The sequence below is a fragment of the Bradyrhizobium murdochi genome, assembly GCF_000472965.1.
Taxonomy (GTDB): Bacteria; Pseudomonadota; Alphaproteobacteria; order Rhizobiales; family Xanthobacteraceae; genus Bradyrhizobium; species Bradyrhizobium murdochi.
On record NZ_AXAU01000014.1, the window covers coordinates 1 to 25,245 of the forward strand.

Annotated in this window: 17 protein-coding genes and 3 pseudogenes; 4 read left to right on the forward strand and 16 right to left on the reverse strand. The window is 59.2% G+C overall.

Annotation, left to right across the window (positions count from 1 at the left end):
* Positions 1-278: integrase core domain-containing protein (locus YUO_RS0124070; RefSeq protein WP_156908740.1), on the forward strand; the 278-nt coding region annotated here is incomplete at its 5' end.
* A 1,067-nt stretch (positions 279-1,345) separates the two neighbouring features.
* Here YUO_RS0124070 and YUO_RS41490 read toward each other — a convergent pair.
* The 4 genes and pseudogenes from YUO_RS41490 to YUO_RS41500 form a co-directional block, all read right to left on the reverse strand.
* Positions 1,346-6,580 (reverse strand): annotated as a pseudogene (locus tag YUO_RS41490) (shikimate kinase).
* 1,057 nt (positions 6,581-7,637) lie between these two features.
* Positions 7,638-7,958: a thioredoxin gene (trxA, locus tag YUO_RS0124085; RefSeq protein ID WP_028349587.1), complete on the reverse strand. Its 321-nt coding sequence runs from the start codon at positions 7,956-7,958 to the stop codon at positions 7,638-7,640.
* A 563-nt stretch (positions 7,959-8,521) separates the two neighbouring features.
* The gene (locus YUO_RS0124095; protein WP_028349589.1) at positions 8,522-8,827 is read right to left on the reverse strand and encodes a hypothetical protein; all 306 of its coding nucleotides are present in this window, start codon (positions 8,825-8,827) and stop codon (positions 8,522-8,524) included.
* A gap of 1,488 nt (positions 8,828-10,315) precedes the next feature.
* A pseudogene (locus YUO_RS41500) lies at positions 10,316-10,636 on the reverse strand (IS30 family transposase); the annotation flags it as partial.
* 178 nt (positions 10,637-10,814) lie between these two features.
* Here YUO_RS41500 and YUO_RS47860 point away from each other — a divergent pair.
* A complete protein-coding gene (locus YUO_RS47860) occupies positions 10,815-11,057 on the forward strand; it encodes a helix-turn-helix domain-containing protein (protein ID WP_235782809.1) in 243 nt (80 codons plus the stop codon).
* Positions 11,058-11,085: 28 nt separating this feature from the next.
* Here the strand turns inward: YUO_RS47860 and YUO_RS47865 are convergent.
* Positions 11,086-11,259: pseudogene (locus YUO_RS47865) on the reverse strand (phage integrase N-terminal SAM-like domain-containing protein); the annotation flags it as partial.
* A gap of 65 nt (positions 11,260-11,324) precedes the next feature.
* Complete coding sequence (locus YUO_RS0124115; RefSeq protein WP_028349591.1) at positions 11,325-11,567, reverse strand: hypothetical protein; 243 nt, start codon at positions 11,565-11,567, stop codon at positions 11,325-11,327.
* Between the two features lie 123 nt (positions 11,568-11,690).
* Between YUO_RS0124115 and YUO_RS46425 the strand changes: the two genes are divergently transcribed.
* Complete coding sequence (locus YUO_RS46425; RefSeq protein WP_156908741.1) at positions 11,691-12,239, forward strand: hypothetical protein; 549 nt, start codon at positions 11,691-11,693, stop codon at positions 12,237-12,239.
* Between the two features lie 626 nt (positions 12,240-12,865).
* Here the strand turns inward: YUO_RS46425 and YUO_RS0124125 are convergent.
* The 10 genes from YUO_RS0124125 to YUO_RS0124170 all read right to left on the reverse strand — a co-directional run bounded on the left by YUO_RS0124125 (position 12,866) and on the right by YUO_RS0124170 (position 21,597).
* Entirely contained in the window at positions 12,866-13,396 is a 531-nt protein-coding gene (locus tag YUO_RS0124125) for a hypothetical protein (protein WP_028349593.1), read from the reverse strand.
* A 49-nt stretch (positions 13,397-13,445) separates the two neighbouring features.
* On the reverse strand, positions 13,446-14,315 hold the full coding sequence (locus tag YUO_RS0124130) for a hypothetical protein (protein ID WP_156908742.1): 870 nt from the start codon (positions 14,313-14,315) through the stop codon (positions 13,446-13,448).
* Between the two features lie 43 nt (positions 14,316-14,358).
* Positions 14,359-15,489, reverse strand: a complete 1,131-nt coding sequence (sctE, locus tag YUO_RS0124135; protein WP_156908743.1) for a type III secretion system translocon subunit SseC family protein — start codon at positions 15,487-15,489, stop codon at positions 14,359-14,361.
* Positions 15,482-16,012, reverse strand: coding sequence for a SycD/LcrH family type III secretion system chaperone (locus YUO_RS41505; RefSeq protein WP_051379609.1), 531 nt, complete (start codon positions 16,010-16,012; stop codon positions 15,482-15,484). The genes sctE and YUO_RS41505 overlap by 8 nt, the downstream gene beginning before the upstream one ends.
* Positions 16,013-17,096: 1,084 nt before the next feature.
* Positions 17,097-18,161 carry an EscU/YscU/HrcU family type III secretion system export apparatus switch protein gene (locus tag YUO_RS0124145; RefSeq protein ID WP_028349596.1) on the reverse strand — a complete coding sequence of 355 codons (1,065 nt, stop codon included), beginning with the start codon at positions 18,159-18,161 and terminating at the stop codon, positions 17,097-17,099.
* A 6-nt stretch (positions 18,162-18,167) separates the two neighbouring features.
* A complete protein-coding gene (gene sctT, locus YUO_RS41510; RefSeq protein WP_051379610.1) occupies positions 18,168-18,956 on the reverse strand; it encodes a type III secretion system export apparatus subunit SctT in 789 nt (262 codons plus the stop codon).
* Between the two features lie 85 nt (positions 18,957-19,041).
* Positions 19,042-19,257 (reverse strand): type III secretion system export apparatus subunit SctS, encoded by a 216-nt coding sequence (gene sctS, locus YUO_RS0124155; RefSeq protein ID WP_430649559.1) that lies wholly within the window; start codon positions 19,255-19,257, stop codon positions 19,042-19,044.
* 41 nt (positions 19,258-19,298) lie between these two features.
* Positions 19,299-19,961, reverse strand: a complete 663-nt coding sequence (gene sctR / locus YUO_RS0124160; protein WP_028349598.1) for a type III secretion system export apparatus subunit SctR — start codon at positions 19,959-19,961, stop codon at positions 19,299-19,301.
* Positions 19,958-20,944, reverse strand: coding sequence for a type III secretion system cytoplasmic ring protein SctQ (gene sctQ / locus YUO_RS0124165; protein WP_028349599.1), 987 nt, complete (start codon positions 20,942-20,944; stop codon positions 19,958-19,960). Before sctQ ends, sctR begins: the two co-directional genes overlap by 4 nt.
* A complete protein-coding gene (locus YUO_RS0124170) occupies positions 20,941-21,597 on the reverse strand; it encodes a hypothetical protein (RefSeq protein WP_028349600.1) in 657 nt (218 codons plus the stop codon). Before YUO_RS0124170 ends, sctQ begins: the two co-directional genes overlap by 4 nt.
* Positions 21,598-22,939: 1,342 nt before the next feature.
* On the opposite strand from YUO_RS0124170, the gene YUO_RS43910 reads away from it, so the two are divergent.
* Entirely contained in the window at positions 22,940-24,967 is a 2,028-nt protein-coding gene (locus YUO_RS43910; RefSeq protein WP_198028079.1) for a secretin N-terminal domain-containing protein, read from the forward strand.
* Positions 24,968-25,245: the final 278 nt, after the last annotated feature.

Genomic DNA, 25,245 nt, shown 5'->3' on the forward strand with positions numbered 1-25,245 from the left:
TCGAGAGCTTCAACGGGCGCATGCGCGACGAACTGCTCAACGAGAGCCTGTTCTTCGATCTCGACGACGCCAGGACAAAGATTGCGATATGGGTCGCCGACTACAACGGTGACCGTCCGCACTCGTCGCTGAAATACCTCACCCCGGCGGCCTACGCTGCCACATTCACCGCAACGGGCGATTGGCTGCGCAACCCCGACCAGCTTCGCCGATCGCCCGTTGCTCCACCTGCGCCATTCGGCGTACAAAACCCCGAGACTCTAACTGCCACTGGATGAAACTTCAGTGGCAGGTCACGACGTTAAAGCGCGTTGGCACTGCAAAGGAATTCCATACCGCGGGGAGCATCGAGATGGCTCGATGTGGTCGCGGAATAGATGACGATCGGAGCCTCCTGCCCCTGAAATTTATCAACCGTACCAACTCGACCGCCGGGGATATCCGCTCAGGCGAGTTCAAAGACGCGAAGGGCCGCCGCATTTCTGTGGCAAATGAGAAGATCCCCGCATTTTGCTGCGTCATCTCAGACATCACACCGACGCTAGAGCGCGTACTCAAAACAATCGACGCAACGCCTACGCCACAAAACCTATTCTGGCTACTACGAGGTGATTGACTATAACGAGTTGCTCGGTACCGAAGAAGTGGAACCGTATCTTCTTCGATGAGCTCAACGTGCTGCAGACCAACACCTGAGACGCATTTATGATGCGATACGGTGACCCGTAGCTAGCCGGGACACACAAATGCCGCCTCTTGCGAGACGGCTTGAGTGATGATGCCTGATAGGGCGCGGAACGCTCCGTTTGAGCAATGTGCGCTTTCCTTAGCTTTCATATGTGAGTAACGACCGCGAAAAGATCATCCGTCTACAAGCAGGATTCGTCGAAATCCTGGGACTGACAAAGATGAACTGGAACAACACGCAGATTGACGTCGTCTGCCGTTCTCATCGAAATTCAGCCGGTTCGGATTAGTTTCAAATCCTGGAGGCGCAACACCCGATTATTGCGATTGATTGAACAGGAGATTCCTAAGCTTGTTGCATAACTGATTCGGACCCGGGCCGCTGATTAAGAGTCAGCTCCAGGTTCAGAACAATCAATGACTTCCCCGTCGCACGTCGCACCACTGGGCTTGTCCGACCGAAAATGGGCATTCGTCGCACGATCATAGTCGTTGCGCTGCCTGATATCTGAACACGCGGTACTCTGACTTTAGGGGGTCAACTGCGACTACGAGACCATCGATCGATAGGGTCGAGTAGAGGCGTCGATCGCTCGACGCCCACCGGATCGCGGGAGGCGGTCGCCCGCCCCGGTCCCGCAGAACGTAGCGTGCGGATTTACCGCACTACGCTCTTCGGTAGCTGGTTCACAGCACTGCTAAAGCTTATCGTCCTCGACCTAAGGCGTTCTCTGCTTCTCGTGGAAGACGCTAAATCCGCTCGTGCGTGACTGCCGGCCAGCAAAGGCTGCGGGCCGGCGGTGAGGGTGTCGAGGGGGGCGGCCGTTCCCCTTCACTCAATGGTTGCCGCCGGCGCCTGGATGGTTTCCACGACGCCGCCCCCGCAATCCTAGCCGTTGTGATGATCGTGCATGCGCTGCGCTGTTGGGGACATGCCGATGGCAGTGCCGGAAGCACCGGAGGCAGGTGATATCTCGACAGCGGGCACAGCGGCTTCTCTGTCGCTGCACAGGAAAGTGTAGAGTTCCTTCACGCAAATGCGGGCGTTCTTCTTGTCTTTTTGAATGGGCGTGACGAGGGGCAACCTGATATCGGCCTTTTGGTAGAACGGACTGCGCTCTTCGTACAGCTGTTCAACCTTCTGCTCGATGTCGACGCCTTGCAGCAGCGGCCGGCTGGTGTCCCTCTTGAGGCGCCTGCGGAGCTCTTTCAGCTCGGTGTCGAGCCAGATCGACCTCGCCTTATTAAGGATCAGGGCTTGATTGGACTCCTTGCCAAAGCAGCCGCCGCCGGTTGCGATGACGATGGGCCCTCTCTCCAGCTGCTTGGCGAGCTCTTTGGTCTCCAGGTCCCTGAAGTGCGCCTCGCCGCGGCCAGGGTCGGCGAACATCTCCATCAGATTGCCGTGCTCGGCGACGATACGCTGATCGATGTCGACAAACTCCACTCCCAACTCCTTGGCAAGTTGGGGGCCGATGGTCGACTTGCCGCTCGCCGGCATGCCGACGAGCACCACCGGCCGCGTACCGAGGGCCGCGAGGATCTCGCCGGCTTGCGGCGAGCGAGCGACCGCAATCTGTTGTCTTGCGACGGTGAGCGACCTGGAGGTCCCTACCGCCCTCGACCTGCTTTCTCCTGACGAGCCCCAGTGCAATATGTCCCAAGCACCACGGGGAACGGGTACCAGCTCGCAATCGCTCTGCGCGCCCTGCGCGAGCTCGGCTCGGTAACTGGCCGGCGTATGGAACTCGACCTCGAAGCGATAGTTCTGCGCGGTTCTGAACGCCGTGTGAACGCCGCGTAACCGCGGTGTGTCCATCCTGATGAACCAGTTGGTGGTCTCGAGCTCGCTGCAGTCCCGCTCCTCGAAGGCCAGTGTCGCCTTCCTGAAGGCGCGCGTAAAAGCCTCGTCCGGGATCTCGAAGACATGGCGCACGGCATTGGTGACCAGTTGGGCCTCCGGCGCCGCGCTCACGCTCTGGCCGGTCAACTCGTCGGCTATCCAGACCTGCCCGCGCGACCGTTGGTCAAGACGCGGCACCTTCACCTCGATGCCGTCCTGCCGCAAAAGCTCGGCAACCGCATGCACAGTTTCGGTAATCGCGCTTTGCGCTTCGGCGGGGACGGCTTCGAGCCTGGCGCGCTCCAGGGCCTGTTCGCTGCTCAGCGTTATCCTGCTGGCGGGGTCGTCGTCGGCCGAGATTGCTAAGGCGCTGGGCAGGATGCGCTTTTCGACGGCGAACCTGATCGAGGCCTCCATGACCGAGGCCGCCAGCGTGGGGTTGTCCTTCAGATCCGCCAAGGTGCCATCGACGTCGAACCGGCCCTGGTGGAGCATTGCCGCCTGCGCCTTGACATAGGGCGCCGGCTTGAAGCCCGGCCTCCGCTCCAAGAGCCGCTGCAATTCGGGGGCTTTTTGCCTGAACGCCCGCGCACCGGTATCGGACTTGTAGGCGTCCGTGCCGACCTTGATGCCGACGCTCAACAGATTGATGGCGCTTTCATGCAGATCGTCCGGGTTGTAGCCTTCGAGCCGCTGATCGATGCGCGGCTGGTAGTGGTTGAGCAGGAAGTCGATGCGCTTCCTGGCGTCAGCGGTTGCCGGATAGGATTCGCTGAGTTTCGGGAAGAGCGCGCTGGCGTCGGCGCTGACGGCAGGCTTCCCACCGGTTGAGGCCACGGATCGCGCTGACTGTTGCTTGACGTCCGACTGCTCATGAGCCGGCTCGCTATTGAGCTGCAGGTTCCAGTCCTGGAGCTCGGCCACTAGCAACGCGGCCAGTTCGCAGGCCACCGGGTGCCTGGCGGCCTTGCTGTCCTCCGCCGCCCTGGCAATGAGCTCATGAAGGGTCTGGCTATCCGGCCGATCTTCCTGCAACAGTGCGCGGATGTCGGCCTTGAGCTTATGATGAATGCCCTCGTAGGTGCCGAAGATGGCACGCTCGGCAAACCAGTGTTGCGCCTCCAGCGGCTGCGCCAGCATGTTGCGCTGCAGGCAGCTGTAGGTCTCCAGCACCAGCCCGGTGGTCGACAGGATCTGCTTGGACCGGCTGAACTGGTAGCCGCCTTTTTCGATGGCCGGCGTGTGCGACTTCGGCGGCTTCATCGAGGCGATGCCGCGCGCCTGCAGCTGCGCGTCGGACTGGCGCACATGCTCGTAAAGGCGAGGCCGGTCGCCGATGATGACGACGGCGTCGCCGTCAAAATCGCCGTCGAGCATTTTTTGTTCGGCGGTCGGGACCGCAACCAAAGAGCCGGGCGCGAACACCTCCGTCGCCTGCAGGATGCCGACGCACTCGAGCGCGGTGTCGGCCTTGACCCGGTCCTTTTCCTCCAGCCAGCGCGAATGGCACTTTACGTCCTCGGCAGACATCACCACCCCGCGCTCGGCGAAGTCCGCCGGCCACATTTCGTCGGGCACAACGATCAAGATGCCTTTGGCAAAGAAGGTCGGATCGTCGGCGGCAAGCCCAGCCCCCGATCTGTGCGCGACGTTGAAGCTGTATTGGAAGGCCACGCACCGATCCAGGAACGCCGCGGTCCGATCGCCATCGCGCGCCAACCTGACCCGGTCGGCGGCGAACGGGCGCAGGTTGGGCTTGTCATAGGGGGAGCGTCCGACAAGCACGCCAGCGTCACGGGTCAAGGTCTTGCTCTTGCCCGTCGGCACATGCAGGCATTCGTCGCTGGACGGCACGGCGATAGCGCTCGGCCCGCCGATATGCCCGCCCGTGACCGTGCGGAACAGCTCCTCGGCGGTGAGGCTTTGATGGGTTTCGAGCCAAGCCAGAGCCTTCTCGCGGGTCTCCTGTGCCACCTCGACGCTGCGCGGATAATGTTGCAGCGCCGAGGGCGGTACCGCCGATTGCCTTTTATCGGCATAGGCAGGCATGCGCTCGGGAGCGTCGTGACGAGCCCGGGCAATGGCCGGCATGCGCTCGGCCAGTGAGGCCCTGATGAAGCCGCAGCCGTCATGCGGCCGCAAGGCGATCTCGCCGTCTCGCCCCTCGAACCTGAAGGGATGCACTGCGCCTGCGGGGCGGTCGGGCAGAAGGGACAGCTTGAAGCACCCTTCCAGCGCATAATCATGCGGGCCAACGTCGGGGATGCCCGGCGGCGCGGCAAATGCGCGGCGCTGGATATAGTAATAGGCTTCCTTGAACGGCGCCCAGGCCCGCAAGAGCTGCTCAAAGGCCGTACCCGGAGCCGTCTCGGCATAGGGGATCGCCAAAAGCTTGCCGCTTGGGGCCTCTTCGGCCGCGAAGGGCAGGCGAGAGGCAAGCTTGTTCAGGCTCTCATGCGGCGGCTTCAGTTTGCTGCCGCCGAACAGGTCCATGCGGTAGGGCACGCCCTCCACGGGGAACGTGCGCGTCAGCATGGTGGCAGTCGGAGTTCCCTTTAGCTGCACCGCCACCACCTTCACCGCGCCCGAGGTCAAGCGGTGGAAAATGGAATAGCGCAACTCAGCTTCGCTGCCCAGCGGCCGGCCTTGCGTGTCGACCACCGGCAGCCGCATCAGTCCGGCATCGCCTTGCGGTGGTCTCGGCTCGTGGTCCATGGCCTGAAGGACCCGATGGACATCGAAGCTGGCGGCTGCATGCTGGGCCTGGACCATCGATGCGTTCTGCGCCATGAAGGTGTCGAGCGCTTCGAGCGGCTCCTTCGCCTCGATCTCGGCGATCACGTTCCAGCTCATGTAGGAAAGGTCGGCGTAGACGAGGTCGCGGGCACTGTCCAGGATCTGCCTGGTCTTGCCGTGCAGCTCTTCCTGCCTGGCCTGCAAGGCGAGCTCGTCGCCGTCGACATAGGGCCGCCGGTAGAGCGTCGCCAGCACCACCCGGCTCTTGAGCACCTGATAGATCGAAAGCGCCGGGCAGCGGCTTGCATTGGCGCCGCTGGTGCGCTCGGCTTGGCTGGCCTTGAGATGGGCATCGATCTTCTGTTCCACCACCGGCTGGATGGCGTTGAGCAGGTTCAGCGCCGACCTGCGGTGCCAGCGCAACACCGGCTTCGGGCTGCGAGCCAGTGGCAGCAGGGAGGCGCAAAGATTGCCCATCGTCTCGAGGTCGTTGTCGAGCTTAAACCCGGGAGCGGCACGTAACACCTCGAGCCTGTCCAACCCCGGCCGTGCCAGCGCACCGAGATCGTCCGACAACTGCGCCTTGCCCAACGCCTTGAATATACTCGCGATGGCACGGACATCGGCCTGCTGCAGCCGATCCTCAGCATATTGGAGGTAGTGCGCCAGCTGATGCAGCCGTTCCTTCAGCAAGGCGGGTTCGGCGACCTCGCCAGCGGCCTCTCCCTCCTCGATACCCCGCGACACACCGTTGGCGATCCTGTCTAGCGCAGGCGTGCTGAAAGTGCTGAAGCGACGGCCCTTGGAACCGAGCTCGCCGGCGATGGCAACGATCGCCTTGCGTGCTTTTTCTTCTTCCGGCCACTTGCCGAAACCGTTCACCAGATTGGCCAATTCCTGATCCGAGAATCCGTCGAGATTGCCGGCGCGGGCAACCACCGCGCCGGCNATGGCAACCGTCGCNTCACGCGTNTTCTGCTGGTCCGGCCATCTGCTGAAGCCGTTCACCAAATCGGCCAACTCTGAATCCGAAAATNCGTCGAGNTNGCCGGCGCGGGCAACCACCGCGCCGGCAATGGCAACCGTCGCTTCACGCGTTTTCTGCTGGTCCGGCCATCTGCTGAAGCCGTTCACCAAATCGGCCAACTCTGAATCCGAAAATCCGTCGAGCTCGCCGGCGCGGACAACCACCGCGCCGGCGATGGCAAGCGTCGCTTCGCGCGTCTTCTGCTGGTCCGCGTCGGAGATGCGGTGCGGGCCTCCTTCGCTATCAGGACGCCCTGCTTGTCCGACCAACTCTCCGGTGCTGCCGATATTCCCTCTCCGATCCAGCAAAACGCATCTCAGGGCCTGGGCGTCTTGATGACGCACGGGCTCGACGGAACGTGACGAGGCGGTTTGCTGAACCGGGGTGGTCGGTTCACGACCATCATCGCGCTCCGTCGAAGCGGCGGACAAGGTCAATGGATTGGCTTCCTGCCTGCTGCTGGCCCACCGCTCGAGGCACCACTGCCGATAACCGCGAATGCCCATCTCCGAAGCGATAGCGCCCGAGGAATCCAAGATGGCGCTGCGGTCGATGCCCCCCGTAAGGCCGTCAGTAGGCCGCCCCCGTGACGGATTTCGCAAAAGGCGAGGGCTGTCAAGCAATGCGGACTCACGATCGGGGCGATTCAAGCGAGAATTCGGCCGACGTTCAATCTCGGCCAGCACCGTGCCCAACTCCCGCGACATACTGCCCAGCGAATTGTCTTCCCCATCGGATGATTCCACCCGGCTCACAGCGCTTGGCTGCTCCAGATGGTCAGTTGCTGACGTAGAAGCTTCCGTGCTCGAATGCTGGATTTCCTCATCTTCTTCCATGATGGTATACAAAGCACGATCAGCCCATGCTCGCTCGACAAAATCCATGCCTAGTCTCCCGTTTTAGAAGCGCCGCCGCCGGTTTCTGATCACGGGATATTGCGGAGTCCAGCTTACGAGACGCTGACGATCGCGACGAGAATCCCCGCGTCAGGGTGTCGCGTCATAAGCCCCCCCAAGCTCGCCGAATAGCAACTATGGATATCAGTGTGAGAAAGCTTGGAAGCTCGAGATTTCCAAATGCAGCAAGGCCACAGCATCCTTTCTCCAGCTCGGTTGGGTGGCCCCTTAGCAGAAAGTAACGCGTCCGGCTAAGCTACCATCAGCCTCGCGTCATTTGCCAGTCACTGAGGCCGCCTTCTTCCCGTTTCAGTTCCTGAGACTCGACCCGCACCGTCGTCTGGACAGCGGGAGCACGGGCTCTTTCTCCGTCCAGGCAAATACCTAACCAACCAAATCAAGCAGCTACGCCAGGCCCGCGCCAATAAGACAAATTGAGCGATATCGATCAGGCAGCGTTCGAAATCCAGTTCAAAAGAGCTGTCTTCGGTTTGGCGCCGACCGAGAAATCGGCCACTTCGCCGCCCTTGAAGATCGCGAGCGCCGGAATGGAGCGCACGCCCAATTGGGCGGCGAGTTCCGGGTTTTCATCGATGTTGAGCTTGGCGACCTTGATCTTGCCTTCCATCTCGACGGAGATTTCCTCGAGGCTCGGAGCAATCATCTTGCAGGGATCGCACCATTCGGCCCAGAAATCGACGACGACGGGTGCTGCGGATTCCAGAACTTCCGACTGGAAGTTATTGATATCGACTTTCACGGTAGCCATGGCTGCTCCTTTGACCGAAGATGTTGAACCACATGTGACGGTGCGGTGCAGAATTTTCAGTTGTCAACCCGACGATCAGCTTTTCTATGCTCTAAGACACGCCAACGACACTCATGGCGCCAAGGCGGAGCCTTCGCGCTTGCGGGATGCCTTCAACTCTGCTCGCGCGCCACTGTATGCTTCGCTGATGGACTTTCCGATCGGGCGAAGGGCCAACATTTGCTCACATGCGCTCATGTTCTTTTCGTATGGACCAACTGCCACACCCAGAACAGATCCGTAAGCGGCAAAGAGACCCCGTCTGGCGGAGTGGGTGACCGATCGGCTAGGCGGCGCCCAATGCTTTCTATTGACCCCTTCTTCTATAATGCTTTCGATAAGCGGAGCATCAGCCTCGGTTGGGGCGACAGGTATACGCCCGACGGATGCCGAAGACGCGCCACGTATACACCCAGCAGTCGCGCCACGTTTACGCCTTTTAACCCCGCCACGCTGTTCCTGGAGAGCCTGCAATGCAATACCCACATGCTTGTTCTTCTTGAACACCGTCTCAAAAAGCTCATTTAACGTGTTGTCATCAGTTTCTTCGGGCGATTGGCCTCTCTCGCCCAGGTACGCTGCCACCTTGTAAAGATCTGGATATATTTCTCGGCCGTCACGTGTGACAGCTTTCGGCGCTTGCCGACGGCCTCAATCATGGCCCAAATGTAATCGCGATCCGTACCAGACACATTGGCCGGCGGTTTACGGCCGGGACGCCGGTGAAGGCCGGCGGTATCGGCCATCCGCGCTGCATCCAGCTGCTGCTCAACGGCCTCTTGTTCGGCCCGAGCTTGCTGCTCTTCCAGATCGGCGTTCTGCACCGGCACTGTGCAGCACCAGATGCGTCGAAACCATGCGAGCCCACGCCAACCTCATCTCTAAGCCTATCCACGTTGGTTCGTATTCGTCCAAGCTTTCGAGAACCTGTCGAAATGCTGTCCGCATATGGATTTGGATGTGCCTCGAATCCTCTTTTTGGCATCCGCGAACTCAGGTGATTACCATTATCAGCCCCTGCTCGAGAACCTACCCTGAGGACATAGTCAGGCAGCTCTCATCAACATCCAGGCGATGCCCAATGAGGCTGGTCAGCTTCCCCGATCACTGCGCAGGTCGTGGCGTACCTTGATCTTACCGAGCAATCACGGCCGATTAAGCACTCCGGCTTAGCTCTCTAACAATAGAGTTCGAAGACCTCTGCGTGAGCGGCCGTAAGGATGGTGTCCGGTCGGAATCGCGGATGATACGCCCCTGTCTGCGTCATCAATCTAACGCGCGTCCGCCGGCCAAAGCTCCGCAAACAACAAAGAAACGGAATCGATAGAAGTGCCGCATCTAGACGTCCATTTCGGCCGTCGGTTCGCAACACGATAGATATTGAAGGCTTTGCTAAGTCTGAAGAGTCTCCGCGTTCACGAGCGTCCGTCGCTTTCAACGGTCCCAGGACTGACTCGTGAACATGCCAGTCAGCGGGTCGACGGGATCATTGACGCTCTGGGATTTGCGTGGCGCGCATCTTACGCGCCGAAGTGTTTGCCGCAGATTTCCGCTTCTGGCGTTCATCGATCGGCGACGAGACTGATCGACGCTCAAGCCTCCGCTCGAGCTCCGCCAATTCTGCCTTACATTCGGCTATGATCGATTGGGCACGAAGCAACTTGACCTTGAGCTCGTCCCGTTGCCTGAATAGTTCCTCAGGATCCCAATCGTCCTGCATCAGCTCACTCATCATCTGCCAGCACGAGCCCTGCTGCCTGGTCGTCGCTCAGCTTCAAGGGAAACGGCTCGGCATCTCGCCGTTGATCGATGCTCGCCCCTGAGGTACCGATGAAAGGTCAGGCGAGAGATCGCCTTCGGGTGCAACACCCGCAATCTGGTATGCAGATTCTTGCCGCGCTCCTTGGAAGGTGATTTGTGGCGACCGTCAAATCGAACCACGATCTGAAGGTGACAACTCGTCGCAATGCAGGCGCGCTGTCTGAAATCGAAAGGATTTGAAAACCCGAATGGGTTCCTGGAGAAACATCATGGTCGCAGAAATCTCCTCACGTCTTTCAAGCAATCGACATGCTAATCCCGCTTGAGAGCAATGATGCGCCTCTCGCTGCATCAACTCGCTGCAAACGTCGTGTTGTCGCGCTTGAGACAAGCGGCGTCTGACGGGAGACAGCCGAAGTCGCAAGTACAACATTCATAACAGCGACTGCTTTCCTTGCCGGCCAAAATGCTCTCACCATTTTTGAGCGGAGCGTCATCTATTGAGAACATGCTATCAGCAATGACGGTGCTGACACGATATTCGCGCTGCGATCCGCGATGCATTGGCGGAACCGGGTTATGGACAGGGTAGTCTTGCGAGGGATCAAGCGACGCATTCTTCCGATGGCGTTCTCGATGCCGCCCTTCTGCCAGGGCGGGCGAGGATCGCAGAAGAAGGTCTCGATCGAGAGGCGATGCAGTGCCAAATGACCGGCGAACTCGGTGCCGTTGTCGAAGGTGACAGTCTGGCGCAGCTCCTGCGGCAGGTTCGCGAAGAAGCGCACGAGATGGCGGGCGACACCGCGTGCGACCTTGCTGGCGAGGCGAATGCCGAGCAGCCGGCGCGAGGTGCGCTCATGCACGGTCAGCATAGCCTGCCGATTCCGAGGTCATCGCACGCACCGTACCGAGTTGATGGCGCGCGGGGTTCCGAAATGATCGCGCGCAGCATTCCGACCTGATGGCGCGCAGTTTCGGATGGTGTGAGGCCCGATCGTTGGGTCATTTCTCCGGCTGGAAACAGCTTGGAATTGGATGCCGACGAGGAGGGTTATCATGCGGCAGGTGCGCGAGATTGTGAGATTGAGCCTTGAGGCTGGGCTCTCGACGCGCGTGGTTGGCGAGCGTGTAGGCGTCGGGCCGACGACGGTACGTGACACGCTGAAGCGGTTTGCATGCGCGGGCCTGGCATGGCCCGTCCCGGAAGCGATAAGCGACGCCGAGCTGGAGCAACTGCTGCACGGGGTGCCTGGCGTGAAGCGCCGCAGAAGAACCGCAGCGCGCAGGCCACCTGATTGATGTGGGACCACGAGCGCTTTTGGCCGATGAGATGCAGTTGGTAGGCGCGGACCTGCTCGAAACTCAACCGGTCCGGGGCATAGCCGAAATGGCGGCTAAACTTTGCGATCGCATAGATATAGGATTGTTGAGTCGACGGCGACAGATTGCGGACCGTCATGTCCTCGATCATGCGCTGCCGAAGAGGGCTCATCGTAGCCATCTGGGTCTCCTGTCATGAGAGGGGTGGTGCGAAGACTAACATCCTCTCAGACAGGACACCTCAGTTCACCAGGCTTGCCCCACTCCCGCGTTGCGGGTTCGTTCAATGGTGGGCGACATCAAATCGGTACACCCGGGCAAGATCATCGGAATCTGCATCCTCCCTCCACGAAAGACAAGAGTCTCATCGAGGACGCGGCTGCCGCCAGTGAACGCCCCAGGAAAGTCGTCGAAGTCTCCGTCAAGAATCTCCTCAAGTTTGCAGGGGCCCTCGTCGCCCGCGGCAAGAAGATTGATCAGCTGGACCACATCACACTCCTCGAGCTTGCAAATAAGCTGTTTTCCAGAGCCTCATCCGCGGACTCGGCATGATCGGTGAATACCGCAACGCCGGGCGCACTTCCGGTGCGGAAGGAGCTACGCTGGCGGTTGATGTTCTGGGCCTTCTCGCCGATCTTAAGTGTCGACCCGGAGAAACTTCGGCGTCTCCTGGATGACGAACCGACATTCTCGCAGACGATCGACAATTTGGCGGAGCGTCAGGGCGGTATGGATCCGGTTGATCAGCTGCCAACCGAAAGTCTCGATACCGCAGAGCTTATGGGGATGCTCGCTTCTCCCGTCCGTTCGCCAGAAGACGAAGTCAATCAGCCGGATCCATACCGGCCGGGCGCGGAGCAGGCTAGCTTATTGCCCACCGAGAGTCTGGATACGGCGAAGCTCCTGGAGATGATCGCTTCGGGCGGCCATTCGCCAGCGGACAGCATCAATCAGCCAAGTTCGATGCCATCATGGACTCTTGAGAATTCAACGGCCGGCGCAGCATTTCAGCCGCGCAATCGCAACGTGCGATGCCAGCACTCGAGCTGTATCTTCCGCAAGGATGGGAGCATGGTGAGCAGTGGGCGAGCGAGGACTTCAAGAAGGAACGCGGCTGCATGGTGTGCTCCCGGACGAAGTACGGCCGGAGACAAGATTTGACCATCCGCGGATTGGACTACATAGCCAGCATTGGACCGCCAGGCCTGGAGCACGAGGTGTTTCTTCGCAGAGAGTGACAAGGCATTCGCAGTCAGAGCAAATATGCATGGCGCCTTTCATAAGACCGCGCGGCCGCCTCTTCCGAGAGGCGGCTCGCTGGCGCACGTATACCGGCGAATATCTCCGGCAGCATGTGGGCTGGGACCCCGCTCCCAGGAAGTCGCCGGCGCAACGTAACGGCTCAATCGGGAGCCCCCGCCATAGTTCAACCGGTGGATCGAGCCCGAAGCTTTTGAAATCGCCTCGCATACACATGGGTTTCAACCTAGGAAGAACGACAAGGCGACTGACAGACTGCAGCGACGCTGATCCTGCTGCTGATCAGCGGCTCTGATCGCGGTACTTTTCGGAAGACTGCCAGCGTTTCCTGTTGCCAAGGGCAGCGACCCGATCATTCCTTCCGCGGATGGACCAAAGACGAGCTCCTCCGTAACGATCCACCACAAGACTAGAACAGGCCGCTATGGATCTATCAACTGATTGATTGACCGCATCGCGCTGACCCGTCCTGTGACGTTTTGTATTGTAGCAGCGATTACCTGCCCGCAGCCGTCAATACTGGCCCATCACCGAATATTGCCAATGACGGCCTCCTTGGCCTTTTCGTCTTTCGACAGAACGTTAGATGTCAATTCAGTGACCTGATTGAGCTTATCCAGAAGCCCTTGCAACGAAATCACTGCCATTTGCCCTTCGCTGTTGGCGCTATCAACCGCCGCTTTAAGATTGTTGATCGCGGCGTCGAACTCCGCCTGTATGCCGTAGACGTCGTTATTGATGGTCTCGATGGCGATGCCATTCGCCTGCATGAACTCATAAACGCTTCGGCTCCTGCCTTGCGAATCGATAAAGGTGCCATATGCTTTGACAGTCTTCTCGTCATTTGGCCTTTCGGCCCGCAGCGTCGCCAATGCGCTATTCATGTCTTTCAAAAGATTGTTACGTGCCTGCATGCTGGCATAATCAGCCCGGAGCTCCGTCTCGTAGATGCCGTGTCGCTCCATCATGAGCAGCATCATGGTCGAATATAGCGATTGCCCATCTGTGAGGGCATAGTCCGCACTGTAGGACGGCACGCTGGCAGTTCCATTGATCATTTTCTACCTTCCTTCCGGTCTAAACATCGTTTGTAACGATGCGTTGCACTCATGCCATGTTGACGAGTTTGCTCCTCGTCTCGCTATCTGCACTACGCATCTCCGCAAGCTTGCTCAGCATGTCCTGAATCTGCGTCTGATAGTAATCAATGAATTGCCTTTCGTCCTCCGCGTGGGCCTTCGCCTTGGTGCTATCTGCGTCATGCTTCGCTTTTTCTTCCTGATATTGAGTGGACGCCATGTTCATGCCGGCCCCGGCGATCTTGGAGGTTTCCGTTGTCATGGCAGCCATGCCCCCCCATTTCATAGTCTCCTGTGCGGCTGCGGTTTGCGCGTGAGCGATGCGCGTAAAGTCAAAATGGTCAATGCCATCAGGAGTGCGGGCGTCAACGCCAGATGACGCCTTGGGTGCATTGCCTTCGAATCGCAATTGACTCTGGCGAGCACCCTTGAGGTTCATGCCGGCGCCGGCGATAGCGCCACTCGATGCGACGATTGAGCCAAACAACTGATAGAGCCCTGAGTTTCGAATCGACTTGGCAGCCGCGTCCTGCGCAGCGATATCGGCACCAACCGCAGCCCACATGTCCTCTCTTGCCGCTTTGCGAAGCTCAGAATTGAGACGAACAATGAGTGCCGCAACTGCAGACATGTTACTTCCCGTCGCAAAGTCCTTGAGCTTGGGTGCGATACCTGAAAGCGTCTGCTGCGTAACAAGCTCAGGAAACCCCGAGTTTCCAAGCAATGCAAAATTTGACGCGCCGTTAACACTATGGGAAAGCGACTGAGTAGTGGTCGCCTCTGGTGCGCGGGCGCCGCGGAGGGAGACAGAGGACGAACTCGGCGAAAGCTGACGATGCGCGGCATTGTCCAATGGATCAACGCCGGCGACATTTACACGCTCGATAGCACCTAGCATAAATGCGTTCCTTACGCTCGCAAGAGAAGGCTGTTAGAAGTGATTAGGCGAAGGCACGGATGAAAGACGCATCGCTTGCACTGCGGCTCTCGATAGCCTCGGCAATCCTCTGCGTGGTCGCCTTTTGGTCGAGGACGAGCTGCTTGATGAAGTCCATCTCGTTGTTTTGAAGCTCTTTCATCCACGTAATTCGCTTCCTTATGTCCAACGCGTCCGCCTGAGTGTCCGCGGCCTCCTTCTGCTGAACCCCATTCGCTATGCCCGCAGCGGATTCGCCGAACGAAGCAGTTGCCTCGCCAACGCGGGCGGCAGTCGAAACCTTCTGGCTGATCTGAGCAATCCTGGTAGCGTTCGAGGTTGTATCTGCGATCGTGGAAGCGGCTTGATTCATGGCCCTTGAGAGGACGGCTGCCAACGAGCCCGGTTGCTTTGCGAGGGAGGCAAGTCCACGGAGAGCTGACGCGCCGGTCTCACCGAGGCGGCTCCACATAGCGGCCGCGCGGGCTCCATTCGCAGCCCCACCCATAAGCCCGACGCCTGCCGTCAGCACGGTAACCGACAATATGATGCCCATCGTGATGCCGACAGCCACTTTGTTCGCTTGGGCAGCATCCATGCTGCCGTCTTTCATGAGACGTTTGGCAATCGCCTGGGTCATCTTGTCGACGACACCCGTTTCGTTGAGCACCGCAACGCCAACTGTCACTGCCGCGGCAACTGTCGCAAGAGTGCCACCAGTGACCACGGCGGCCGCGACCGAGAGCCCGACCGCGAGCCACCCGAGGAACTTCCTTATGTGTGCGCTCTTTTTCGCTTTCGCCATGGCGTTAGCGGCTTCGATGATCTTGTTGCCGATCGTCTCGTGCTGCCGCCTTAGCAGTTCGCCTTCGTGTCGAACATCCGCCATCCCGCTGGCAATTAGCCGGTCAGCCATTTTGATCCTCAATGCCAGCAGATTGTTAGCAAGTTCTACCGGGTCGAGCCCGCGCGGCAGCGCCAGATTCGGAATCGAACCCGATGCGACGATTTTGCGGGAGACTGCTGGCGGCAAATTGCCAATTGCTGTCGTATCGAGCGCGCCTGAACGAGCAATCAAGGAGCGACCGGGTACAAGCGGCGTCCCTGCTTGGTACTGCGCTTCACTGTTCCAACCGGTTACGTTCAAATTATGCACTACTTGAGTTCCTTTCCGTTTTCAGACGGTCGAGCATCCGTCGCGCGCGCCAGGCGAACGTGCTGAACTCGGAATTTCCGGCGCTGAGCGTCAGGACATCACCGAGCGCGACTATGGCTGCTGCCGGGCGCCCCAGTTTGACCAAACATTCTGCAGCGCGAAGTGGTATCTGCGGGTCCTCGCTGTTCAGGAGCGCAGCCAACTTGTAAGCCTGCACCGCCCCCTCTGTATCCTCAAGCATCTGACTGGCAGCAGCCAGGCTGAGCCAGGATCGCGCGTCAGTGTGTCGATGCAAGCATAGAAAGCGAAAGAAACTCAGCGCGTGCTCATATTTGCCGCAGCAGTAATAGCGGTAACCCAGCGCATATAGTGCCTCAATTTCTTCGTCTGTAATGCCAACGACATCGCCTAACGTCGCGCGCCCCGCCATGAGGTCGAGCGTGAGGTGCGACGAGGCTCCGCCGTCAATCGCATCGGCCGCCTCAGGATCGCTCAATAGGACTTGCTCGACCCCGTTCGCCATATCACACCCTTTGTCCGAACCATGAAAGATTCAAAGTCGCTTCGGGTGACGGCAAAACATCGCCCGGGGCCGCCTGCTCGCATGAATAAGATGCGTCAGAGCCCCCGTCGCGATCGCCGTTACTCGCAGGAGGGGAATCCGGGCCGGCAGCCCCGGCGTCCGATAGTTGAGCCAGCCACTCAAGTCGAGCATCCGCCCTCCTTAGAAGGCGGTCCATTTGCTCGATCGTTTGTCGGGACCTTTGTATCGTTTCGTCTAGATCCACGTTCGCTTCCTCACCAACTTCATGCGATGCAACCCGGGTCCGACATGCACCGACGGCGCCATGCCGCTCGCAGGTGCAAACCACTCGAGAACGTCGACCGCCAGATCGGCGGCTCGACGCCAGGGCTGGGACAATCTGCGTCTTGCACAAGATGCCCGTTATCCCGACTGAACGACGCCGAGAACAACTTCGGCATCCAGGAGTACTGGACGGCCCTGTACTGGACGGCCCCTGCCCTTCGGTACCCGATAGTCCGCGGCGTGCAAAATATTGAGTCATTATGGGTGCATCGGCACGAATGATAGGGCCGCTCGTATCGGCGCAAGCGTGGCTACCGTTCAGGTTGACGGCCAATACGATTATTCTGAACTTTCCCTGAAACCTGATGAGGGCGGGAGTTCGTAACAGCGACATATCGTGGATGTGAAGCGCCTGGCATTCTCCGGAGGCCTCGCGTTCCACTCACCACCACCTGCCCAGGCCTTAAATTGCCCTCATCCATCCTAGGGAGCACCCAATAGCGATCCGAAGGCGCATCTTGCAACTTGGCCAGACCTTCTCGCCAAACGACGAGGTTTCCTGGAGGCATGATCACGTATGCGGGCAAGCAGCCGCCGGACATGTCGATCTGCAAAAGGGAGTGAATGTTGCCGAACAATTCACGACAAATTACTCGGTTTTGAGGAGGATGGCGTCGAAAGTGGCGCCAAGGGGTCTATTTCATTCGCGCCATGCTGACTACTCCGAAGCTCGCAACTGACGCACCGCGGTACGGCTGAGGGACGCGCCCGACGACTCGGCGCGTCCAAGCTCACGAATTCAGAGCCGATCACCACCGGTCTCGGTCGCAAGGTCCCCGAGCGCTCGCAACACCTCTGCGATAGGTTCAATCAAGTGTGACGGGATATATTCATCGACCAGACCATCTTCCAGGAGCGCACGCGCCAGCGGAACATTTCGCATCACCGGCACGCCAGCGGCGGTGGCGGCCGCGATCATTTGCTGTGCGACCAGGTCGGTACCAATAGCGTCAATCAAGGGTAGCGGAGTCTGTTGCCCATCGTAGTAAAGCGCCACTGCAATATGCGTGGGATTGGAGATCAACGCGGTCGCACTGCGCGCTAGGGCGATAGGATCCTTGGCCATTAATTGCGAACGAAGTTTCTTGCGGCGCCTTTTGATCAGGGGATCGCCTTCGTTTTCCTTGTATTCTCGCTTCACTTCCTCCAGCGACATCATATTCCTCTTCTCGAACTGCCACCGCTGGAACGCGAAGTCCGCAATTGCCACGACAAGATGGATCGACCCCGCCCAGACCGCGACATAGAATAAGAGGTTACCCGCCAGCAAAGCCAGGCAGGATATTCCGCAGCTCGGAATCCATACCAGCGAACTTACTGCTGCGCGAACCACAAATGCAAGAACGAGACCGAGCAACAGCACCTTTACGACTGATCGGCTCAGCTCGAAGAGGCTCTGCGACGAGAATATCCTGCTGATGTTTTCACTTGGGTTCAGCTTCATGAGCGATGGCGCTGCTGCTGAGGGCGAGAAAAGCACTCCGGTCTGCAACACGTGGGCGCCCACACCGCCGATCAGGACGACGCCGAGAAACGGCATTGTCAGGCTCTGTATCTCACGGGTGTACGATCCGAAGAGTTGCAGCGCGACAACGACAAAGTTCTCATTTTTCAGATGCGCGATGGGTAACAGGAGCGCTGCTTCAAGTCGGTCCACCAGGCGAGGCAAAGAGGTGACGAACAAGGCGAAGAACCCAATGGTCAGCACCGCCGCGACAACCTCCCTGCTCTGAGCAACCTGTCCTTTCTTGCGCAGCTCGCGCAGCCTCTGACGGGTCGGTTTTTCGCTCTTACCAGCTGGCATGAATACTCACATGGCGATGCGGCGAACAAATGCGACAGGCGATAGCCCATGATCGCCGGCATGAGTCAACACTGTCGCGAGCGACAGGATCAGCAGCAGCAGACCAACCATGCTTTTGACCGGCATAGCGACATAGAAGACCTGCAATTGTGGCGCGAACCGACCAATCAGCGCCAGACCTAATTCACTTAAGAACATGGCGAGGATGGCTGGACCGGCGAGGAGCAATGTCAACAGCATGACGAGGTCTGCGAGACTCAGTACCGCTCCGACGAATGCTGGACCAATTGTCGGACGAAAGGTCCACACAGGCCAGATTTCATGCGAGCGATAGAGTGCCTCCAGGAGCTTGAAAAAGCCTCCCGTGACGAACAGCCATGTGAGGTAAAGCTCACCCAGGAATGTCCCAAGCGGCGAGGTTTGATTGCCGCTTGCCGGATCGAGCAGACTGGCCATCATTGCACCCCTTTGGTTGTCAATGAACGTGCCGCACGCCTCGACGCCCCACATGACGGCGGCAACTGGCAAGCCGAGTACAAGCCCGAGCAGAAGCTCCTTCAGTCCGAGGCCCAGGATCAGCGTCAGGCTGGCAAAGTCGAGGTCCTCAGGCCTTGTTGTCCAGGCGCGTCCTATTACAGGGAACGACAATGCGATGATCACGGTGTTGCGTGCCATTCCTGTCACCATATTGCGCGCGAGGACTGGGACGACCAGCATCATGCCCGATATGCGCGCAACCGCGAGCACAAGAACAACGAGGGCGGTACGCATCTCATCCGGATCAAGTGACAACATAAAAGGACAACCAGGATGATGAAGAGCGGCCGCGGTTCTTCCTGCAGATGCCGCACGCGATGGACAATCGATGACCCGCTCGAGCTCACACTGCGCCGATCTTGTCGAAGATTCGCATGGTATACCGGCCAAGCTCCTCAAACCAGCTCGCGGTGGCGACCAGGACAAGATTTACGCTTATCAGCTTCACAGCGAAGGAAAGTGTTTGCTCTTGAATCTGAGTCATGGCCTGGATGAGACTGATGATCAGTCCCACTATCGTAGCGACGAGGACTGCCGGCAAGGACAGCACAACCGACAGTGTGAGCGCTTCGACGGCGGCGTCGACGAGCGTGGCGGAATTCAAGACGCCGGTCCTGCGTAGGACAAGACGAGGCTGTGGATGAGGCGCTGCCACCCGTTCACGGCAACGAACAAGAACAGCTTGAATGGCAGGGATATCGTCATGGGTGAAACCATCATCATGCCCATCGCCAGAAGGATGTTGGAGATAACGAGATCGATAACGATGAAGGGGAGGAACAGCAAGCATCCGACCTTGAATGCCTCTTCCAGTTCGGACGTGATGAAGGCCGGGATCAAGATCAAAAATGCGTTGTCGACCACGTCAGCCGCGTCTTCCTTGCTCCACGACTTGTGCGTGGCATTGACGAAGAAACGACGTGTTGTCGTGGACGTGTTTTTGATGAGGAAGTCACGAACTGGCTCGGCACCTATGGCTATCGTATCGATCAATTCTCCGAACGTTTGGTACGCGATTGGCCTATCACGCAGAGCCTGATACGCGCTCTTCGCCACTGGCTGCATGATGTAGGCCGAAAGTAAGATAGCGATCGCGTTCAAGGCCATGTTCGGTGGGATATTCTGAACGCCGAGTGCGTTGCGCAGCAGCCCAAAGACAACGACAAGCTTTACGTAGGATGTTACCGTAATCGCAACGAAGGGGAGGACCGCGATGGCTCCCATCAGGACGACAAGCGTCGCCGGATCGGGCAACTTATTCATCGCTCAGCCCGGGGCAAGCGCAGATCCAGCAGGCGCACCCCGGTCCGCTCAGCAATGCGCACCAGCTCACCCGTCGCGACGACTTGGCCATTGACGCGCAGAGAAACGTTAGTGGTTGCATCAAAGCCAAGATCGATGATCTGGCCCACAGCGAGTTCGCGAAGCTGTCCGAGCGGCATGGTCAAACGTCCGACATCCACATCGACGGTCAGATTAAGGCTGTCGAGGCTTTCATGCGGGAGGAACTCCGGCTTATCCATCAAACGATCCACTACTGATTGGACAGAGAGGCGGCAATCCCGGATCGAGGCACGAAACCAGGGATTGTTAGAGAGGTGCGCGACAACGCTCATCGCGCCATCCTTGCCCACCGATTGGTTGTCGAGCATGATGACGTCACCTTGCGCAAGTCGCTGTAGTTCCGCCACGGCAAGGCTGATGGGAGCAATGCGCACATCCACAAGGAGCGGAAGCTCATCGAGCGCTGCGGCTACGACCGGCAGGTCGGAGGAACAGTCGGCGACCCACTGCAGCCCCTCACCATCGAGTTCCACCAAACCGACCAGATCGTTCGGTTGCTCCAGCCGAACGATCTTGAACGCGTAGGGACGCGGGGCCGCGACGTCGGAGCAGGACCAGGTCGGCCGCAGACCGCACCATCGCTCCACCTCGATCGCCAGATCCTGCAGAACGATATCAAACAATATCTCACCCAGGCCGTGGCCAGCAGACAATGTGGTGATCTCCGGCCATCGTTCTACGGCCAGCTGTGGAAGGAGCATTGCCCCTAATGCGAGGCGGATTTTGTGGCCTTGCACATTCATTACCGCGGTGTAACTCGGCACCGGGATGTGCCGATGCGTTGAATCGGCCATGACCGCCTGCACCTCGATGCCGGCGAGACTGAAAGCAAACGGAAGACGACTCGCAATTCGCGATATTGCGACAACATCGCGTCCCTCATAGCGGGGAAGATCGATCATAAGCGCTTCTCAGCGCTGTAGTGGAATGTCGTCTCCGAACAGGAAGAGTGCCAATGACAGCCCTCTTCCCGCCAGCCTCGGCCAACGACTGCAATCATGACGCGCATGCCGAGCCGATCAGACAAGTGGCGCGCAAACGCTTGGCCTCGCAATTGCAAGATGGACCTAAGGTGGTCGGAGACGATGGAGAGAGATAGCGTATCGTCGCGGCATCTGACGGACACACATGCGCTTCCAAACACGACGCGATTCAACGTGATGTACGCCGTCGCGCCCCCCCTGCGGTCCGGACATATCAAAACGCGCTCAACGATCGCCTCCGCCAGCTCAGCGAGCTTTGTGGAACGTGAAGGCTTTCCGTCCACTCCCGGATCCTGTGCATAATCCGGCATGACGGGTTCGTGCGAGACGACGGGCACGCAGGAGGGCGCAACGCTCCCCATCGCCACCGGATCATGCTGATCGTTGCCGAGCTTCGTGCAGCCGGAACCATCCGCGGGCGACTCGCAGTCATCCAGAGCGGCCTCTTCGAGTCGTCGCCGAAAGCGCGCGTAATCCGCACCGGGCACAGGCTTCCGGGCCGCGAGCACGCGCGGGGGCGAGCGGTCACATGGCGCGATTGCCGACATCGAAGCGCTGTCACGGACCTTCATCAAGGCAGCTCCTCTCCAGACATCAAACGCGCCAGGCACGCTGAAATGCCATGCAGACAGCTCATTTCGCGCATTGCAGCACCGCGGCTCATCGCTCCAGCCACCAATCACGACCTTGTATCCCGGAGACAAGAGGAAGGTACGCGCCGCTCAGCACAAGGCACTCCCTTCCACCCCTTTGATCTGCTTAGGGCGGCTCAGAAGCAAATACATTTTCGATATCGGTCCAGCTGATCGCGCTATGGCGCAGCCCAACGATCGGGCCAGGCCCGATCCATATGGTTGTTGAACGGCCGCCTGATCTCCTCCATGAACGGGGGCGGATTCTCAAGTGACTTGGCACCGCTTAATATTCCCGTCAGCTTGGTCAGCCCAACCCGGGAAAAGCGCCTGGTCGATCCCGCAAGGCCTGCCGATCTGCGCCGATGTTGTTAAGGCGCAGCTGCTCTGGCTGCTGTCCTTCCGCCAAACGTCTAACCAACGTCCGGGTCGGTTCTGCTGTTGGGCCATGTCAGCTATGCTGCGAGGACAGCTACGCCGCCGCTAAGCAGATCGATGATTTCTGACATGGTGCCTCATCATCTGAAGGCGCGGCATGATCTTACGTGCGTCAAATTCCGGCGCATCAAGGGAGTGTGTCGCGAGAGCAGCCCGCTTGTACTAGTCATGCGGGAGCGGCCGACGGCACTCGGGTGGTCATGGCTTGACGAGATCGATGATCATCGCGCTCGTTCAGCCGACGACGGCATACAACGCGCCGTTTTGGAGCCAATGGCAGCGGAGTTTGACTGCCTGGCAAGGGTTGGTCCGGTTTGCGTCCGCGATCTCGCGCCTCACCCGTAACAGGCGAGATTGGCAACAACTCATCGAAACGTGCCGCGTGGTGAATACCGCTCCTGCTCATCCAGGCGACCATCAATGTGTGGTCAAAGCACGGAGCGCTCGCAGCTCCATCACTTCCCGTTATGGCCCCATATCGATGAATTAATTTGCAGCTTGGCGGGTCTCCGGTACTGACACTCGGAAGAATCATCAAGCTGCTATTTGTCTTATCCTCGGGAAAGTTTCGCCGCTGAGCGCCAGGCCCAATATCGCTCGAGCTGCCAAAGCTCCAGAGGATGGCTTTGCGCTGGGCACATGGAAACATTGAATGAATGCACATCTTCCACAAGTGTGCCCCCCTTCGCGCTCCACGGTACTCACGTTTCTTTGTCTACTCCTCACCGGATGCGCAGGCTCGACGGCTGAGCGCAGCGTTCTACTGAACCCGCCGAGCGGCATTCGGAAGGTGTCCGAACCTACATACTCGGAGAGCGCATCGCTCGCGGGGGGCTTTGAAGTGTTGACCCAGCCATCCGCCCCGCCTGCCGAAACCTCGGAGCGTCGGCTACCGGTCACCACCAATAGCACGCGCGTCAGTCTGGACTATGTCAATGCTGATATTCGGCGGGTCGTGAATGACGTCGTCGGCAATATCTTGGCCATGCCCGTTGTGATCGATTCAGGCGTAGAGGGAAAGATAACGCTCCGGACTTCCGGCAAGGTTCCGGCGAGTGATGTTCCGCGGCTTCTGGACGAAGTGCTGGGAAAGTCTGGTTACGGAATGGCGGCAGGTGACCGGGGAGTCAGGGTGGCGCGCCTGGCTGATCTCGCCGACGGAGGGCGCGGCGATGTTAAGGTAATTCCCGTTCGTTATGTCGACCCAGTCGAGGTCATCAAGGTCATCCGACCAAACGTCGAGGAAAACGTTCATTTGGCGCCCGCCCCCGGACAACGAGGCATTGCGATCAGCGGCCCGCCCGATGGCGTCAGTTCCGCGCGTGAACTCATAGCCTTGTTGGACATCGATAGCATGCTCCACAAGTCCTTTGCACTGTATACCCTGGCTCAGGCAAGTCCCGCCGCAATCGAGAAAGACCTCAATTTTCTATTCAATCAGAATGCTCAGGGTCCGACGCGAGTCCGGTTTGCATCACTGGAGCGGTTGAACGGCATTCTTGTAGTTGCCGACGACCCTGCGGCGCTCCAGCACGCGCGTGAGACAATCGAGAAGCTGGACAGAACGTCGAAGGCAGCAGCAAACGTTCAAGTGCGGCCTCTGAAGCACCGAAGGGCGACGGAAGTGGCTCAGGTGCTGGCGCAAATCTTCGGCGCTGACCCGAGCGTTGCACCAGCGCCCGCACAGTCCGATGGAGAGTCCGGCAAGGTGCCGGTGGCAAGCCTGGCCAGTCGATCAGACCTTCTTCCCAACCCGTCCAGCCCGTCGAACGCAGACTCCGACTCGAACACGCAGACGGTGCAAGCAAAGCACGAAGCGGTAGTGGTCCCGGCCAGTCTCGGTTTATCGGCGCCGGTGCGGATCCAGGCGGATCGCAGCCAGAACGCGCTTGTTATTCTGGCGGCACCGCACGATGCCAAGATCATCGATGCCGCGATCCGTCGTCTTGATGTCAAGCCTCGTCAGGTTCTCATCCAGGCAATTGTCGCGGAGGTCCGGCTAAACGACGGCCTGGGGTACGGGGTGGACTATCTTTTGTCCTCTCGTGGCCTGGGTGCCGTTCCAAAAGGTGGCTTGTCCTATGTGTTTCCCGGGACAAGTGCCAACGTTGTGCTGCATGCGCTGAGCGAGGTGGCGGACGTCAAGGTTGTATCCGCGCCACGCATTCTCGCGGTCGACAATCAGCCGGCGACGATCCAGGTCGGCGAGCAGGTCCCAATCTTGTCCCGATCATCCCAATCTCCGGCAAGCGAGAACTCGCCGATCATCAGCAACGTCGAACTGCGTGACACAGGAGTAATTTTGGCTGTTACGCCGAGAATAGGCGCCGGCGGTAGTGTCACACTCGACACTTTTCAGGAGGTTAGTACCGCCAACAAGAACAAGCTCACCAGCATCCAGTCTCCTGTGATTTCGCTACGCCGCCTGCAGAGCACCGTATCCACACGAAACGGGGATACGATAGCGATTGGTGGGTTGATGCAGGATAGTACCTCTCGGGCCGATTCTGGGCTGCCTTTGCTGATGAACATTCCGCTTCTGGGAGCGGCATTCCGGCGTACTGAACAAACCAAAGAGCGAACTGAGCTCCTGGTGTTACTCAATCCTCTGGTGCTTCAAGGTGACGCAGAGGCACGAGCCCTAACCGACGAGTTGCGGGCGAAGTTCGAATCGCTGGCGCCCGAGCTCGGCCGCCAGCTCACGCCCGGACCGCAACCAGAGGCTGCCTCACCAAAGCGCGAACAAGCTGCGAAGGTTCGGCGAGAGCTGGCAATCCCGGCCGTCACCGGCTCAATTTCGGTACCCAGAACCTTTCCTGAGCCCCTGGTATCTCCCCTGCTCGATGGCAATATGCGAGGCGCACTCGATTGATAGTTGGCGCGAAGCAGTCTCCCGATCGGAACGCTGTGCTTGATCAGAGTACGTATCCAGTGACGACTAGAAGGTTGCTGTCGATCGGCGCAAGACCGTCATCGGCGTAGCCGGTCAGACAGTCCCATGGATTGCCGGCACCGGCGATGACTCGCCGCTCGGCTTCCGGGCAGCAGGTCCGATGGCTGCTCGTCGGGCTTTTCCTTGAACGCGGGCCGCGGCAGGCGAGCTACACTGTAGTCGCAATCGCAACTTGTATCGACGAACATTTCGCCCCT

Bases quoted from the DNA above. Each gene is read 5' to 3' on its own strand.
- trxA (WP_028349587.1), bottom strand. From the start codon at position 7,958: ATGGCTACCGTGAAAGTCGATATCAATAACTTCCAGTCGGAAGTTCTG.
- YUO_RS47860 (WP_235782809.1), top strand. From the start codon at position 10,815: ATGCGGCAGGTGCGCGAGATTGTGAGATTGAGCCTTGAGGCTGGGCTC.
- YUO_RS46425 (WP_156908741.1), top strand. From the start codon at position 11,691: ATGTTCTGGGCCTTCTCGCCGATCTTAAGTGTCGACCCGGAGAAACTT.
- YUO_RS0124125 (WP_028349593.1), bottom strand. From the start codon at position 13,396: ATGATCAATGGAACTGCCAGCGTGCCGTCCTACAGTGCGGACTATGCC.
- YUO_RS0124130 (WP_156908742.1), bottom strand. From the start codon at position 14,315: ATGCTAGGTGCTATCGAGCGTGTAAATGTCGCCGGCGTTGATCCATTG.
- YUO_RS41505 (WP_051379609.1), bottom strand. From the start codon at position 16,012: ATGGCGAACGGGGTCGAGCAAGTCCTATTGAGCGATCCTGAGGCGGCC.
- YUO_RS0124145 (WP_028349596.1), bottom strand. From the start codon at position 18,161: ATGCCAGCTGGTAAGAGCGAAAAACCGACCCGTCAGAGGCTGCGCGAG.
- sctT (WP_051379610.1), bottom strand. From the start codon at position 18,956: ATGTTGTCACTTGATCCGGATGAGATGCGTACCGCCCTCGTTGTTCTT.
- sctR (WP_028349598.1), bottom strand. From the start codon at position 19,961: ATGAATAAGTTGCCCGATCCGGCGACGCTTGTCGTCCTGATGGGAGCC.
- sctQ (WP_028349599.1), bottom strand. From the start codon at position 20,944: ATGATCGATCTTCCCCGCTATGAGGGACGCGATGTTGTCGCAATATCG.
- YUO_RS0124170 (WP_028349600.1), bottom strand. From the start codon at position 21,597: ATGAAGGTCCGTGACAGCGCTTCGATGTCGGCAATCGCGCCATGTGAC.